This window comes from Stenotrophomonas sp. GD04145 (genome assembly GCF_029835135.1).
Classification (GTDB): domain Bacteria; phylum Pseudomonadota; class Gammaproteobacteria; order Xanthomonadales; family Xanthomonadaceae; genus Stenotrophomonas; species Stenotrophomonas maltophilia_P.
Genome location: NZ_JAODZG010000015.1, coordinates 1 through 14,594 on the forward strand (window position 1 = coordinate 1; position 14,594 = coordinate 14,594).

Annotated in this window: 17 protein-coding genes; 11 read left to right on the forward strand and 6 right to left on the reverse strand. The window is 67.5% G+C overall.

Annotated elements, in window-relative coordinates; all coding sequences use genetic code 11:
* The first annotated feature begins 43 nt into the window (after positions 1–43).
* Positions 44–1,261 carry an RNA polymerase sigma factor gene (locus tag N7367_RS09920; RefSeq protein WP_111186573.1) on the forward strand — a complete coding sequence of 406 codons (1,218 nt, stop codon included), beginning with the start codon at positions 44–46 and terminating at the stop codon, positions 1,259–1,261.
* Positions 1,262–1,311: 50 nt separating this feature from the next.
* Here the strand turns inward: N7367_RS09920 and N7367_RS09925 are convergent, their stop codons facing one another.
* Positions 1,312–1,875 carry an EF-hand domain-containing protein gene (locus N7367_RS09925; protein ID WP_279942288.1) on the reverse strand — a complete coding sequence of 188 codons (564 nt, stop codon included), beginning with the start codon at positions 1,873–1,875 and terminating at the stop codon, positions 1,312–1,314.
* Positions 1,876–2,030: 155 nt separating this feature from the next.
* On the opposite strand from N7367_RS09925, the gene N7367_RS09930 reads away from it, so the two are divergent.
* Complete coding sequence (locus N7367_RS09930) at positions 2,031–2,786, forward strand: arginyltransferase (protein ID WP_053516144.1); 756 nt, start codon at positions 2,031–2,033, stop codon at positions 2,784–2,786.
* A gap of 38 nt (positions 2,787–2,824) precedes the next feature.
* A complete protein-coding gene (locus tag N7367_RS09935) occupies positions 2,825–4,030 on the forward strand; it encodes an endonuclease/exonuclease/phosphatase family protein (RefSeq protein WP_279942289.1) in 1,206 nt (401 codons plus the stop codon).
* A gap of 66 nt (positions 4,031–4,096) precedes the next feature.
* On the opposite strand, the gene purT is transcribed toward N7367_RS09935, so the two are convergent.
* Entirely contained in the window at positions 4,097–5,284 is a 1,188-nt protein-coding gene (gene purT / locus N7367_RS09940; protein ID WP_279942290.1) for a formate-dependent phosphoribosylglycinamide formyltransferase, read from the reverse strand.
* Between the two features lie 130 nt (positions 5,285–5,414).
* Here purT and N7367_RS09945 point away from each other — a divergent pair, with 130 nt between their 5' ends.
* From N7367_RS09945 to N7367_RS09970, 6 genes are read left to right on the forward strand one after another with little or no spacing between them, the layout of a single operon-like run.
* The gene (locus N7367_RS09945; RefSeq protein ID WP_279942291.1) at positions 5,415–6,296 is read left to right on the forward strand and encodes an SPFH domain-containing protein; all 882 of its coding nucleotides are present in this window, start codon (positions 5,415–5,417) and stop codon (positions 6,294–6,296) included.
* 45 nt (positions 6,297–6,341) lie between these two features.
* A complete protein-coding gene (locus N7367_RS09950) occupies positions 6,342–6,521 on the forward strand; it encodes a hypothetical protein (RefSeq protein WP_053516152.1) in 180 nt (59 codons plus the stop codon).
* Positions 6,518–6,697 (forward strand): DUF4177 domain-containing protein, encoded by a 180-nt coding sequence (locus N7367_RS09955; RefSeq protein WP_053516154.1) that lies wholly within the window; start codon positions 6,518–6,520, stop codon positions 6,695–6,697. The genes N7367_RS09950 and N7367_RS09955 overlap by 4 nt, the downstream gene beginning before the upstream one ends.
* A 2-nt stretch (positions 6,698–6,699) precedes the next feature.
* Positions 6,700–7,989: an alpha/beta fold hydrolase gene (locus N7367_RS09960; RefSeq protein WP_197600834.1), complete on the forward strand. Its 1,290-nt coding sequence runs from the start codon at positions 6,700–6,702 to the stop codon at positions 7,987–7,989.
* On the forward strand, positions 7,986–8,579 hold the full coding sequence (locus tag N7367_RS09965) for a PH domain-containing protein (RefSeq protein WP_053516158.1): 594 nt from the start codon (positions 7,986–7,988) through the stop codon (positions 8,577–8,579). Before N7367_RS09960 ends, N7367_RS09965 begins: the two co-directional genes overlap by 4 nt.
* A gap of 9 nt (positions 8,580–8,588) precedes the next feature.
* A complete protein-coding gene (locus N7367_RS09970; protein ID WP_193396415.1) occupies positions 8,589–9,398 on the forward strand; it encodes a M15 family metallopeptidase in 810 nt (269 codons plus the stop codon).
* A gap of 19 nt (positions 9,399–9,417) precedes the next feature.
* Here N7367_RS09970 and N7367_RS09975 read toward each other — a convergent pair whose 3' ends face one another.
* The 4 genes from N7367_RS09975 to N7367_RS09990 all read right to left on the reverse strand — a co-directional run bounded on the left by N7367_RS09975 (position 9,418) and on the right by N7367_RS09990 (position 13,048).
* Complete coding sequence (locus N7367_RS09975) at positions 9,418–9,789, reverse strand: DUF423 domain-containing protein (protein ID WP_128989324.1); 372 nt, start codon at positions 9,787–9,789, stop codon at positions 9,418–9,420.
* Between the two features lie 108 nt (positions 9,790–9,897).
* Positions 9,898–10,971, reverse strand: coding sequence for an SRPBCC family protein (locus N7367_RS09980; protein WP_053516163.1), 1,074 nt, complete (start codon positions 10,969–10,971; stop codon positions 9,898–9,900).
* Positions 10,972–11,204: 233 nt separating this feature from the next.
* Positions 11,205–11,846, reverse strand: coding sequence for a response regulator transcription factor (locus N7367_RS09985; RefSeq protein ID WP_053516165.1), 642 nt, complete (start codon positions 11,844–11,846; stop codon positions 11,205–11,207).
* Positions 11,846–13,048, reverse strand: a complete 1,203-nt coding sequence (locus N7367_RS09990) for a sensor histidine kinase (RefSeq protein ID WP_053516166.1) — start codon at positions 13,046–13,048, stop codon at positions 11,846–11,848. The genes N7367_RS09985 and N7367_RS09990 overlap by 1 nt, the downstream gene beginning before the upstream one ends.
* A gap of 138 nt (positions 13,049–13,186) precedes the next feature.
* On the opposite strand from N7367_RS09990, the gene N7367_RS09995 reads away from it, so the two are divergent.
* Together N7367_RS09995 and minC are read left to right on the forward strand one after the other, a co-directional pair.
* On the forward strand, positions 13,187–13,783 hold the full coding sequence (locus N7367_RS09995) for a GNAT family N-acetyltransferase (protein ID WP_053516169.1): 597 nt from the start codon (positions 13,187–13,189) through the stop codon (positions 13,781–13,783).
* On the forward strand, positions 13,729–14,583 hold the full coding sequence (minC, locus tag N7367_RS10000) for a septum site-determining protein MinC (protein ID WP_279942292.1): 855 nt from the start codon (positions 13,729–13,731) through the stop codon (positions 14,581–14,583). Before N7367_RS09995 ends, minC begins: the two co-directional genes overlap by 55 nt.
* The last annotated feature ends 11 nt before the right edge of the window (positions 14,584–14,594 follow it).

The window sequence follows — 14,594 nt, forward strand, 5'->3', positions numbered from 1 at the left end:
GCGCAGCTCCGTCTTGGGACACAATCCAGCAGGAGCTGCCGCCATGACGACTTTCGCTGCAACGATCGACGAGACGCTTGAACGCGAGCTGCCGGCGGCCAGCAGTGGCTGCCAGCACGCCTATGGGCGCATTGTGCTCGCCTGCCAGAACACCGTGACCGCCATCGCCCTGGCCATCACCGGCGATCGCCAGGCCAGCGAGGACATCGCGCAGGAAGCGTTCGTGAAGGGCTGGCAGCAGCTGCACCAGCTGCGCAGTTCCACCAGCTTCCTGCCCTGGCTGCGACAGATCACCCGCAACCTCGCGCGCGACTGGCTGCGTGCACAACGCGGCAGGCCCCTGAGCGGCGAGGCCGCCGAAGTTGCGCTGGGCATGGCGGCCGACCCCTCGCCGACTGCCGCCGACCGCCTGCAGCGACTGGAAGAGGAGGTTGCCGCCGAGGACATCATCTCGGCGCTGCCCACCGACAGCCGCGAAGTCCTGCTGCTTTACTACCGGGAAGGTCAGCGCTCGCAGCAGGTGGCGGACCTGCTGGGCCTGAGTGATGCGGCGGTGCGCAAGCGCCTGTCGCGGGCCCGCGCGCAGGTCCGCGAGGGACTGTTGCAGCGCTTCGGCGAATTCGCGCGCAGCAGCGCACCCAGCGCCGCCTTCGCAACCACTGTGGTCTCGATGGTGCTGATTGCTGCGCCCGGCACGGCCAGTGCCGCGATCCTGCTCGGCACCGGTGTGGGCATTGGCGGCAGCAAGCTGGGGCTGGGCGGCGCCAGCGCAGCCGGTGGTACCGCGATGGGATCGCTGACAGCGGCGCTGGGGCACCTGCATCTGGTCCCGGCCCACAACTGGGCAGCGATCGCCGGTGCCGTGCTGGGCGGCGTGCTGGGCAGCTACCTGGGCGGTCGCTTCCTGCTGTCCTACGCCGAAACGGAACCGGAGCGGGCCCAGGTCCGGCGCTTCGTCCATCTCAACACCTGGACCGTGATGGCCTGCTGCCTGTCCATACTGCTGGTCGTGCTGCTGCAGACGCCGGTATGGGTACACCTGGTGGTCATGGCCATCGGCCTGGGCGCGGTCAACTACCAGTGCCTGGGACCGCTGCAGCGCCTGATGCGGCCCTTGATCGTGCGCGACGCAGCGCGGCGCGGGCGGCAGGGCATCAACTGGAAGTACGAAGCGATGTACGGCCGCAGCGCCATCATCGCGATGAACCTGCTGGTGATCGCCCTGGTGGCCTATACGCTGCTCGACAGCGGTCGCCTGTAACGGACGACGCCGGCAGTCTGCCGGCGTCGTCGTCTAACGTTACGCCGCGATCAGCGCTGCGGCTTCGGTGCGGCGCCGTCACGCGGGCCCCCGTGGCGCGGGCCGCCATGCATCGAGCCCTTCGCCGCATCGAATTCGGCCTTGCTCAACTGGCCGTCCTTGTTGGTGTCGGCAGCGGCGAACCAGGCGTCGCGATGCTGCTTCATGCGCAGCTCGCGATCAGCCTTGTCCAGATAGCCGTCCTTGTTGAGATCGAGCTGGTCGAAACGTGCCGCCAGGCGCGGATCGGCCTTGGCCTCTTCGCGGCTGATGCGGCCGTCCTTGTCGGTGTCCAGCCTGGCCCAGCGCTCGCCGCCATGGCCGCCACGACGACCATGCTGCCCGCGCGGCATTTCATCGCGCGACAGCCTGCCGTCCTTGTTGCGGTCCAGTTCGTCGAACTTGGCCGCCAGACGTGGGTTGGCAGCGGCCTCGCTGCGGTCGATGACACCGTCACCGTTGGTGTCCAGCTTGGCCGGACGCTGTGCCGGTGCGGTCGGGGGAGTCGCCGCCAGCGCGACACCGGAGGCGGACGTGGCAAGCAGCAGGGCCAGCAGCAGGGGGGTACGGATCATGAGGTCACTCCTGGGGATGAGGTTGCGTCGGGGTGATCAGTTCACCCTCGAATGACAACAACGCCCGGCCGCGACGGCGGTTGACGCGGTCGCCAGCTCCGTTCATCCGGCGGACAGTCGCGTTCATTGCGACACGCTGGGGCTATGCTGTGGCCATGGCGATCCACGGCGACAGAGACGACGAACTGCGGCTGTTCCAGACCGGCGAGCACCCCTGCGGGTACTGGCCGGACCGGGTGGCGCGCGACCTGGTGATGGATCCCCACGACCGTCGCCTGGGCGGCCTGTATCCCCTCGCACTCAGCTGGGGCTTCCGCCGCAGCGGCGACCTGGTCTATCGGCCCCACTGCGCGCAGTGCCATGCCTGCGTGGCGGTACGGATTCCGGTGGCCCGGTTCGCACCGGACCGCAGCCAGCGTCGCTGCGCCACCCGCAACGCCGACCTGGAGGTGCGGATCACCGCCGCCACTGCGCGCGAGGATCTGTTTGCCCTCTACCACCGCTATCTGGTGCACCGCCACGCCAACGGCGGCATGGACGATCATGGCCCGCATGAGTTCGAGCAGTTCCTGATCGGCAGCTGGTCGCACACCCGCTTCCTGGAGATGCGCCTGCCGGGCCACGATGGCCGGCCCAGCCAGCTGCTCGGAGTGGCCGTCACCGATGTCACCGAGCACGGCCTTTCGGCGGTCTATACCTTCTTCGATCCAGACCACGCAGCGCGGGGACTGGGCACGTTCGCCATCCTGCAGCAGATCGAATGGGCGCGTCGCGAAGGACTGCCGCACGTCTATCTGGGCTACTGGATCCGTGAACACCAGAAAATGGACTACAAGCGCCGCTTCCGTCCGCTGGAGGCCTATGATGGCCGTCGCTGGCACGATTTCGACCGCGATCTGGACGGCCGCTGACAAACCGCTGACACCGGGCGGGGTGCACAATAGGCGGCATGAACACCCAACCCCTGATTCTTGCCCTGGCCCTGCTGTGTGGCGCTGCGGCCCCTGCTCTTGCCAGGACCCCTGCGATGACCGAAACACCGTCCGCATCGCTGCGCCTGGCCACCTACAACACGTCGCTGTACTCCGATGAGGCCGGCGGCCTGATCAGGGAGCTTGAAGGCGACAGCGCGCATGCGCGCAAGATTGCCGCCGTGCTGCAGCAGGTGCGCCCGGACCTGGTGCTGCTGAACGAATTCGATTTCGACGACGCCCATCGCGCCGCCGACCTGTTCCAGAAGCGCTACCTGGAAGTGGCGCAGCCGGGCGGCGGCGCGCCGCTGCACTTCGCCTACCGCTACCTGGCCCCGGTCAACACCGGCGTGCCCAGTGGCCTGGACCTGGACAACAACGGCGTGGTCGGCGGCGAAGGTCGCAGCCGTGGCAACGATGCCTGGGGCTACGGCCTGCACCCGGGCCAGTACGGCATGCTGGTGCTGTCGCGCTACCCGATCGATGAAGCCAAGGTACGCAGCTTCCAGCTGCTGAAGTGGAGCACGATGCCGGGCGCGATCCGTCCGGTCGATCCGCGCAGCGGGCAGAGCTTCTACAGCGACGCCGTGTGGTCGCAGCTGCGCCTGTCGTCGAAGTCGCACTGGGATGTACCGGTGCAGACCCCGGCAGGCGTGGTGCATGCGCTGGTCTCGCACCCGACGCCGCCGGTGTTCGACGGCCCGGAAAAGCGCAACGCGGCGCGCAACCACGACGAACTGCGCCTGTGGCAGGAGTATCTCACCGCGGGTGACAAGCCCTGGCTGTGCGACGACAAGGGCCAGTGCGGAGGTCTGGCGCAGGATGCACGCTTCGTGATCCTCGGCGATCTCAACAACGACCCGGTCGACGGCGATGGCCGCCACGAGGCGATCGTCGAACTGATCGAGAACGCACGCGTATTGCGCTACCCCACCCCGCGCAGCGCGGGGGGTGAGGAAACCAGCCTCGCCTATGCCGCCAAGGGCATCGTGCGCAAGGGTGCGCCCTTCCACGCCACCGGCGACTTTGGCCCGAAGTCCGGCACCCTGCGACTGGATTACGTGCTGCCTTCCACCGGGTTCCAGTACGTGGGCAGTGGCGTGTTCTGGCCAGCCAGCAACAGCCCTGAAGCGAAGATTGCCGACGGCAGCGACCACCACCTGGTGTGGGTGGATGTGAAGTGACCCCAGGCGCCAGGCGCGCTGCTCTGCCTTGCAGAAAGCCGCCGGGCGCGGCCCGGCGCTACCGGCTTACGGGCGCAGCTCGACGCCGATGGCGTCGGCGGCATCACGGGCGATCGAGCGCGCCTCGTCGATGGTGTCGGCGCGCGCCAAGGTGACGCCGACACGGCGCTGACCGTGCACGCTCGGCTTGCCGAACAGGCGCACGGCCGTATCCGGCACCTGCAGTGCGGCCGCGACGTTGTTGAAGTACGGCACGCCTTCGCCCTGCGCCAGCAATGCACAGGATGCCGACGGACCACTCTGGCGGATCACCGGAACCGGCAGGCCCAGGATGGCGCGTGCGTGCAGCGCGAACTCGCTCAGTTCCTGCGATACCAGCGTCACCAGGCCAGTGTCGTGCGGGCGCGGGGACACTTCGCTGAACCACACTTCATCGCCCTTCACGAACAGCTCCACGCCGAACAGGCCCCAGCCACCCAGGTCATCGGTGATCGCACGCGAGATCTCCTCCGCGCGCGCCAGCGCCTTGTCCGACATCGGCTGCGGCTGCCAGCTCTCGCGGTAATCGCCGTCCTTCTGCAGATGACCGATCGGCGCGCAGAACGAGGTACCTGCCGCATGGCGCACGGTCAGCAGAGTGATCTCGTAGTCGAAATCGATGAATCCCTCGACGATGCAGCGGCCGGCGCCCGCGCGGCCGCCGGTCTGCGCATACTCCCAGGCCGGCGCGATGTCCGCTTCGCTGCGCAGCGTGCTCTGTCCCTTGCCCGAGGAGGACATCACCGGCTTGACCACGCACGGCAGGCCGATGGCGGCCACGGCGGCGCGGTACTCCGCCTCGGTATCGACAAAGCGGTAGGGCGAGGTTGGCAGGCCCAGCGTCTCGGCGGCCAGGCGGCGGATGCCCTCACGGTCCATGGTCAGGCGTACGGCACGCGCGGTGGGGATCACCCGCAGGCCCTGCTCCTGTTCCAGCTGTACCAGCGTCTCGGTGTGGATCGCCTCGATCTCCGGCACCACCAGATGAGGCTGTTCCTGGGCGATCAGCGCACGCAGCGCCATCGCATCCAGCATGTCGATCACGTGCGAACGATGCGCGACCTGCATGGCGGGCGCATCGGCGTAGCGGTCGGCGGCGATCACCTCCACGCCCAGCCGCTGCAGCTCGATGGCCACTTCCTTGCCGAGTTCGCCCGAGCCCAGCAGCAGCACACGGGTGGCGGAGGGCGAGAGGGGGGTTCCGAGCTTGGCCATGGAAGGGTCCGGCAGTGATGTGAAGGCGGGTGGGCATTCTAGCCGGTCCAGCGGCGGTTCCCGACGAACGGTAGTCGCCATCTGATATCAATTTGATATCGTAGCCTCGAACCCTCAAGGACGTACTGCCATGAAAGAGAAGTCGCTGTCCTCCCTCAACGGCCTGGGCACTCTGGCGGGCGCATTGCTCGTCGCCGTCTTCGGCGGTGTGCTGTTCGTGCTGGGCATCGCCGCCAAGGCGTCGACCGGCTCCCCCAACCTGCTGATGATGCTGGTTGGCGCGCTGGTCGCGGTGGTGGCGCTGTTCGCGCTGGCGGGCCTGTACACCGTGCAGCCGAACCAGGCCGCGGTGGTGAGCCTGTTCGGCAAGTACGTCGGCACCGTGAAAGACAATGGCCTGCGCTGGAACAACCCCTTCTACAGCAAGCGCCACGTCAGCCAGCGCGTGCGCAATTTCGAAAGCGGTAAGCTGAAGGTCAACGAGCTCGATGGCAGCCCGATCGAGATCGCCGCAGTGATCGTCTGGCAGGTGGTCGATGCCTCCGAAGCGGTCTACAACGTGGACGACTACGAGAGCTTCGTGCACATCCAGTCCGAATCGGCGCTGCGCGCGATGGCCACCAGCTATCCCTACGACCAGCATGAAGAGGGCCAGCTCGCGCTGCGCAGCCACGCCAGCGAGATCTCCCAGCACCTGAAGAACGAGTTGGCCGAGCGCCTGGCCGACGCCGGCGTGCAGGTGATCGACGCACGCATCAGCCACCTGGCCTATGCTGCCGAAATCGCCCAAGCCATGCTGCAGCGCCAGCAGGCCAACGCGGTGATCGCGGCACGCACGCGCATCGTTGCCGGTGCGGTCGGCATGGTCGAGATGGCCCTGGGCGAACTGCAGAAGAACGGCGTGGTGCATCTGGACGAGGAACGCAAGGCGCACATGGTCAGCAACCTGTTGACCGTGCTGTGTTCGGACCGGGGCACGCAGCCGATCGTCAACGCCGGTTCGCTGTACTGAATCACCCTCGCAACGGGGCGCCCCACCGCCCCGCCAGGAGCATCCATGAGCGAGAAGAAAGCCTATCCACTGCGCATCAACGCCGACGTCCTGGCCGCGGCGCAGCGCTGGGCCGACGACGAACTGCGCAGCCTCAACGCGCAGATCGAGTACCTGCTGCGCGACGCGCTGCGCAAGGCCGGCAGGCTGCCGCATCCCAAGCCACCTCAGGAGGAGAAGGAATGAGCAAGCGCTGGACGTACCAGACCCTGGAAGTGCCCTCGACGCTGATGGGCAGCATGAAGACCGAAGCCGTGCAGGAGGCGTTGAACAAGCAGGGCCAGCTTGGCTGGGAGCTGGTCAACATCGTGATCCCCGCGCCGATGAGCGCAGCGGTGCTGGTCTTCAAGAAGGAGCTCTGACCATGCAGACCCGCCGTTCGCTGTTCGCTCTGTCACTGGCGCTGCTGAGCGGTGGCGCATTCGCCGCCGAACCGCAGCAGGTTGCCGCCCGGTTGCTGGACCACCTGCAGGCCGGCCGCATCGCCGATGCGGAGGCGATGCTGACCCCGCAGATGGCCCGTGCCGTTCCCGCCGAGAAGCTCGACAGCGTGTGGCGGTCCCTGGGCGAACTGCAGCAGCGCGGCCAGGCCCGCAGCAGCGAGCAGCAAGGCCTGCACCTGGTGGAAGTTCCGCTGCAGTTCACCGGTGGCGCGGTGATCGCGCAGGTGGCCGTGGATGCACAGGACAAGGTCGCCGGCCTGCTGCTGCGCCCCGCCCCCGCGGCCAAGGCACCGCCGCCGCCGGCCGATGCGACCTACAGCGAAGTTGATTTCAGTGTGCCGCAGACACGCGGTGCGCTGCCCGGCACGCTGGCGCTGCCCAAGGGCAAAGGCCCGTTCCCGGCAGTGGTGCTGGTGCACGGCTCGGGCCCGCAGGACCGTGACGAAACCATCGGCGGCAACCGTCCCTTCCTCGATATCGCCCGTGGCCTCGCCGCGCACGGAATCGCGGTACTGCGCTACGACAAGCGCACTCTCGCCCGGCCCCAGGATTTCCAGAGCGGCACCTTCACTGTCGATGACGAATCCACCGACGATGCGGTGGCGGCACTGGAGGCCGTCGCCAGCGACCCGCGCATCGACGGCCGCCGCGTGTTCGTGCTCGGCCACAGCCAGGGCGGCATGCTTGCGCCACGCATCGCCAGCCGCTGGCCACAGGCGCGTGGCGCCATCCTGTGGGCCGCTCCCGCGCGCACGCTGCTGGACCTGCTGCCGGAACAGAACCGCTACCTGCTGAGCCTGGACGGCGACATCAGCGCGGCCGGTCAGGCGCTGCTGGACAAACTGGACAGCCAGATCGCCGCAGCACGTGGCAGCACGCCGGTACCCGCCAGCGAACTGCCACTCGGCGTTCCGCAGTCCTTCTGGAAGAGCATCGAAGCCGTAGATGCCCGCGCCGATGCACAGCGGCTGCGCGCACCGCTGCTGATGCTGCATGGCGGGCGCGATTTCCAGGTTCCCGATGCCGACTGGGCACTCTGGCAGAAGGCCCTCGCCCGGCGCGACGATGTGCAGTGGCGGACCTATCCGGCGCTGAACCACATCGGCATCGCTGGCAGCGGCCCGAGTTCGTTGAAGGAGTACACCCGGCCCGGCCATGTCGATGCGGGGTTGATCGATGACATCGCCCGATGGGTGGAGGCACAACGATGAGCCCCAATGAAGCCCGTCCGTTCGAGCTGGCTGGCAGTTCACCCCTGCGCGTGCTGTGGGTGCTGTTGCCGGTGCTGGCCGTGCTGGTCATCAGCGTGTACGTGCAGTTCAGCCGCACGCGTGCGCCTGCACCATGGATGGAAGTCACCCTGTCGCCGCCGTTCTTCCTGATGAACGGCAGCGCGGCATGGAGCATCGCCGTGCTGGTGCTGATCGGCGTGGGCCTGGGCACTTCGTTCTTCCGCCGCCGCGTGGAGCTGGTGGGTGGCGTGCTGGATGTGCGCTCGACGCTGTACCGGCGGCGTACACCGGTGCGCGACATGCTGCTGGACCAGGCCGAGGTAGTGGACCTGGCGCAGGACCGCCGCTATGGCATCCGCTTCAAGACCAACGGCTACTCGATGCCCGGCTTCTATTCCGGGCATATGCGGCTGCAGGGCGGCGGCAAGGGCTTCGCCCTGGTCACCGACCGTCACCGCACGCTGGCGATCCCGGTGCGCGGCGGCAGCACCCTGCTGCTGAGCATGGAACGCCCACAGGCATTGCTTGACGCCCTGCGCAAGGTGGCCGCAGCCGCGCCACGGCAGTAAGCTGCGGACATGCATCGCCGACCGCTGCTGCTGCTGAACACCGAGGCCATCGAACTGTGGCCGGCCGATCTGCTGCGCGCGCGCAGCAACCTCGATGCACGCCTGCTGGCGCGGGCCCGCTGGGTGCTGCGGCGCAAGCGCGATGGCCGCTATCTGGCCGCCGTGCTGACGCAGGGCGTTCATTCGCTGGTGCCGCGTCTGCCGCACGAGCCTGGCGTGGAGGAGGCGCTGGCACTGCTGGATGCCCGCGCGTCACGCCCTTTCGCTGCGGCACTGGAGCAGCGATGGCTGCCCCTGGCGGGCTTGCAGCAACGCCTGCAGCACCTTGGCCTGGATGCGCAGGGTTACGCGGATGACACCGGGCTGCCGCTGGAAGCCGAGCCGTGCCTGCTGCATTTCGCCGGCCGCGATCGCTTTTCGCGGCCCCTGTGGTTGCGCCGCGACGCGGCGCAGGGGTGGCGGCGGATGCGCCTGCACGCGGCCCGCGATGGCGTTGCCCTGGATGCCATTTCCGGCTTCCGCAGCCATGCGTACCAGTTGGGAATCTTCGAGCGGAAGCGCGGCCGCGGCCTGAGCGTGGCGGAGATCCTGAAGGTCAACGCCGCGCCGGGCTTCAGCGAACACCACAGCGGGCACGCGCTGGATATCGGCACCCCGGGCGATGCACCTGCAGAGGAATCGTTCGAGCGTACCGATGCGTTCGCGTGGCTGCAGGCGCACGCCCGCGGGCATGGATTCCACCTGAGCTACCCGCGCGGCAACCCGCACGGGATCGTCTACGAGCCCTGGCACTGGTGCTGGAAACCGGCCAACGGCTGAGCCCCTCCCCGCACTGCCCTCACCGCCGCAGGGCGTCGATCGCCAGCAGCACCCATCCCACCATCAGGCTGGTGCCGCCCACAGGCGCCAGCCGGGTAGGCCACTGCCAGAGCGCGCTGCCCACCAGGCTGCCGGAGAACAGCCCGACGCCCAGCAGCAGCACGTACAGCGCCAGATGTGCGATCACGCCCTGCGCGCGCCGTCCCACTGCAACCAGCACGGCACCATGGGCGAACGCATACAGCGCCGCCATGTTCAGATGCTGCTGCGCCTGCGGATCGGACACGCCATGCGAGGCATAGGCCGACAGGCCGATCGAAGCGGCCGCCAACAGCGCACCGATGCAGGCCAGCAGCGAGGGCTTACGCGCACGTCGTTCCAGATTGAACATGACTGCTCCTTGCGCGGCGCCCGCCCGGCGGCGGACGCGGGATGAAAAAAAACGCGCCGCAGGAAGCGGCGCGTTTTCGTGTCCAACACTACATGGGTCAGCCAGCGCTTACTTGACGGCCCAGTAGATGTCGTAGGTGCCTTCCTGGGTGAACGACTTGTCCACGCCGTCCTTCCACGATTCGTACGGACGGTCGATGACTTCGTTGCCCGAGGTCACTGCCCACGCACGCAGGCCGTTGCGGGCCACGTCCAGGCCGGCCATGTGACCGGTGTAGGCCGCATGCGCCGAACGATGCGGGGCGACATGCACGTACTTGACCGGGGCACCACCGTCGATCTTGACGGTCAGCTCCTCACCGGTGGCGCCTTCGGTACCCTTCTTCTTCACCGGCTGTGCGATGTCGAAGGCGTACTTCTCGGCACCGAAATCGGTGGTGATGATGCGGAACGGACCGGCGGCTTCAAGGCCATTGGCCTCCATCACGCGCTTGATCCACTCCTGGTTGTCCTTGATGGACTTGGTGATGGTGTCCTGGCCGCGGTCGACGTTGCCGGCGTTGACGACCAGCAGGTCTTCGGCCGGCACCTGCACGATACCCAGATCGGTCAGCGGCGCTTCCGGAGTGCGGTAGTCGACGTTCGGCACGGTGGCCAGCATGTTCGCCATGCGCGACAGGCCCAGCTTGATGTCGTCGCCGATCTGGCGGCTGACATACAGGCCGGCGTAGCGACCGAACAGGTCGAAGCCGTACTTCACCGAGTAGTCCTGGGTGATCTTGACGTTGCGACCACCCTTGCCGGTCGGCTCCAGATTGAAGGTGGTGACCTTGTCGTGACCCTTGGTCGGGTCTTCGATGGCGATCACAACACGCTTGTTCTCTTCGGCCTCGGTCACCTTCCAGGAACCGTTGCCCAGGTCCTTGGAGGAGAAGTCGAGGGTGGCACCGACGCCGGAGGCCGGGCCGGACAGCTTCAGTTCAACGGCGGGATCGCGCAGTACCAGCGGGTTCCAGTCCTTGAAGCGGCGCAGGCTGCTGACCGTGTCGTACACGATCGTCATCTTGCGGTTGGTCTCGATGCTTTCGGTGATGTGGCGCTCGCCCGGCAGACATACGCCAATGATGACGAACAGGCCAGCCACGATCCCCAAGGCGATCAGGAACTCGATAATACGGGTCATTCAGGAGTCTCCGGGGCCGATCCCACGGCCGGGTTGATTGAAGCGAAGCGCCAATCCTAGCAGGCTTCGCGGGCATTGTTTATCGCGATTGGCGCACCGGTTTCCCTGCCGGCTGCGTATTTGTATGGACAAAGGATTGGCAGGGTAGCGCATCCGGCCGCCCCGCATGTAGGGGGCAACCCGCCCCGGGGCCCGGGAATGCCGGCCAAACCTTTGCCGCAAAAGGCTTTTCGTCAGACCAGCTGCAGTTCGAACGCCTTCAGGACGGCCCGCGTACGGTCGCGCACGCCCAGCTTGGACAGGATGTTGGACACATGGTTCTTGATGGTGCCCTCGGCCACGCCCAGCGAATTGGCGATCTCCTTGTTGGAGAAGCCGCTGGCCATCAGCCGCAGGATCTCCGTCTCGCGGTCGGTCAGCGGGTCCGGCCGGTCCAGGCTGACAAAATCATTGCGCATGTGTTCCAGCCCGGACAGCAGCCGCTGGGTCACCGCCGGCTGCACCAGCGATCCGCCGTCAGCCACGGTGCGGATGGCGCCCACCAGCTGGTCCAGGGTCACGTCCTTGAGCAGATACCCCTTGGCGCCGGCCTTGAGGCCCGCCAGCACCAGCTGGTCGTCGTCGAAGGTGGTCAGGATGATGGTCGGCGGCAGCTGTTCCAGCCGCGACAGGACCTGCAGCGCCTCCAGCCCGGACATCACCGGCATGCGCATGTCCATCAGGACCACATCCGGACGGACCTGGGGCACCAGTTCGACCGCCTGCCGGCCGTCGCCGGCCTCGGCCACCACCTCGATGCCGTCGTCCAGCGCCAGCAGCGAGCGGATTCCCTGCCGCACCAGGGTTTGGTCGTCGACCAGGCAGACGCGAATCATCAACGCACTCCTTCAGGAACCTTGGTAAGGGCGGCCACCAGCACGGTTGCCGGCACCGTCGCACGCAGGCAGAAGCCTTCGCCGGGGCGGGTTTCCACCTGCAGCTGGCCACCGCATTGTTGCAGGCGCTCGCGCATCCCGCGCAAGCCATTGCCCACATTGACCATTTCCGCGCCGACGCCGTCGTCGCGCGCCTCGACCACCACCCGGTCCGGCGCCTCACGGTACACCCGGATCCACAGATGACGGGCCCCGGAGTGGCGCACCGTATTGGTGATGATCTCCTGGGTGCAGCGCAGCAGCACGTGGGCCCGCTGCGGATCCTCCACGTTCAGGGGATCCTCGATGTCCAGCTGGATGTCCAGCGAGGGCACGTTCTCGGTCAGCGGGCGCAGCGCAGCAGCCAGGTCGATGGCGCTGGTCTCGCGCAGCTGGCTGACCACTTCGCGCACATTGCCCAGCAGCAGCTTGGCCAGCGTGTGCGAGCGTTTCACGTGGTCCAGCGCCTTGCCTTCGGCGAGATGGCCGGCCACTTCCAGGTTCAGGGTCAGCGCGGTCAACTGATGCCCCAGCAGGTCATGCAGCTCGCGCGAGATGCGGGTGCGCTCGTTGACCCGTGCGCTCTCGGCCAGCAGGGCGCGGGTCGCCCTCAGCTCCGCATTCAGCCGGCGCTGCTCGTCGCGGGCGTCGGTCTGCTGCCGTGCGACCAGGCTGGTCACGAACATGAACATGGAGAAGCCGCCATACAGCAGCGACTGCATGAGTGCCTCGAACAACGGCATGTCGAGGATCAGATAGTAGACCGGCAGCACCGCCAGCTGGCTGAGCAGCAACCAGATCACGCCACTGCGCACGGGCAGCATCCACGGGATCACCCCGGCGGCCACCATCATCAGGATGCTGCCCAGGCCCGAACCGCTCAGGTAGCTGACGCCCAGGGCCGAGCCGGTCAGTACCACCAGCACCACCCGGTCGTACCAGGCGGCCTGGCTGCTGTCGCGCAGGCCACGGGTCAGCCAGAAGTAGCCGGCGCCGAAGAACAGGTAGGCGGCAAACAGCCACAGGGACCAGCTGTCGATGCCGCTGCCCCCGTGCCGCAGCATCGACTCGTATTGGGAATACACCACGGGCAGGCCGACCATGACCCAGGTGAACAGGCCGGCCAGGCGCAGGACTCGGATTTGGCTGAGATATCCCAACATGGAGGCATCTTAGGCTGAACCAGCGCTCCTGCCCCCGGGCAGAAGTCATGGCGACGGGCGTGCCCCCGCCAGCCACCCATGCAATAATCGTGCGCAGGGTCCGTTGCAGGACCAACCGCGTTACCCCACGGAGTCACAATGTCGATTGTCATCCGCGACGTGCGCGAGCACGAGCTCGATTCCGTCCTGGCTTTGAACAACAACGCTGGCCTGGCCATCCTTCCGCTGGATGCCGCACGCCTGCGCCTGTTCTATGAAACCGCTGAGTACTTCCGCGTCGCCGAGCGCGACGGCAACCTGGCCGGGTTCCTGATCGGCTTCGGCAGCGACAGCCAGCACGACAGCAGCAACTTCGCCTGGTTCAAGCAGCAGCTGGACACCCCGTTCTTCTATATCGACCGCATCGTGGTCGCCAGTCGCCGCCGCGGTGGTGGCGTCGGCCGGGCGTTCTACGCCGATGCGCAGAGCTTCGCCGAGCTGCGCTACCCGCAGATGACCTGCGAAGTCTTCCTCGACCATGGTGCCGATGCCGCCCTGCTGTTCCACGGCAGCTTCGGCTTCCGCGAGCTGGGCCAGAACACCATGCCGCAGGTCGATGTGCGCGCCAGCATGCTGGCCAAGGAACTGTGCAGCTACCCGTGGGTACAGGAGACCTACGGCGGCAAGCTGCCGGATGTGGCATGGACACGCGACCGGCAGCTGCCGGCGCAGGCACAGCGGCCGACGGGGACCTGAGCGTGGCGGTGAATTTCGATTACGAACAGGCAGGTGAACTGAAGATCGGCCAGGTCGGCATCGCCAACCTGCGCGTGCGGACCCTCGATGTCGAACGACTCGTGCAGGAAATGCGCGAACGGGTGACCCGCGCCCCGAAACTGTTCGGCCGTGCCGCGGTGATCCTGGACTTCGGCGGCCTCAGCCAGGTACCGGACGTGGCCACCGCGCAGGCACTAGTCGATGGACTGCGCAGCGCCGGCGTGCTGCCGGTGGCGCTGGCCTATGGCACCAGTGCGGTCGACCAGCTCTCGCAGCAGCTCGGCCTGCCGCTGCTGGCCAAGTTCCGCGCCCAGTACGAGCGTGTCGAGACCGAGCCGGCCCCGCCGCCTGCGCCTGCGCCTGCGCCGGAGCCGCGCCGCGCCGCCCGCGCTGAACCGAAGCCGGCCCCGGCCGCTCCGGTGGCCAGGGTGGCCGAGGGCTCGGCACCGCAACCGGGCCGCATGCAGCTCGGCAATGTACGTTCCGGCCAGCAGCTGTACGCGGAGAACTGCGACCTGACGGTCATGGCGACCGTCGGCGCCGGTGCCGAGGTCATCGCCGACGGCAGCATCCATATCTACGGCACCCTGCGCGGCCGCGCGCTGGCGGGTGCCCAGGGTAACACCGCGGCACGCATCTTCTGCCGTGATTTCCATGCGGAACTGGTGGCCATTGCCGGCCACTACAAGGTACTGGACGATGTCCCGGACAACCTGCGCGGCAAGGCCGTGCAGGTGTGGCTGGAACAGGACCAGGTCAAGATCGCTGCGCTGGACTGACGCAGCCCCAA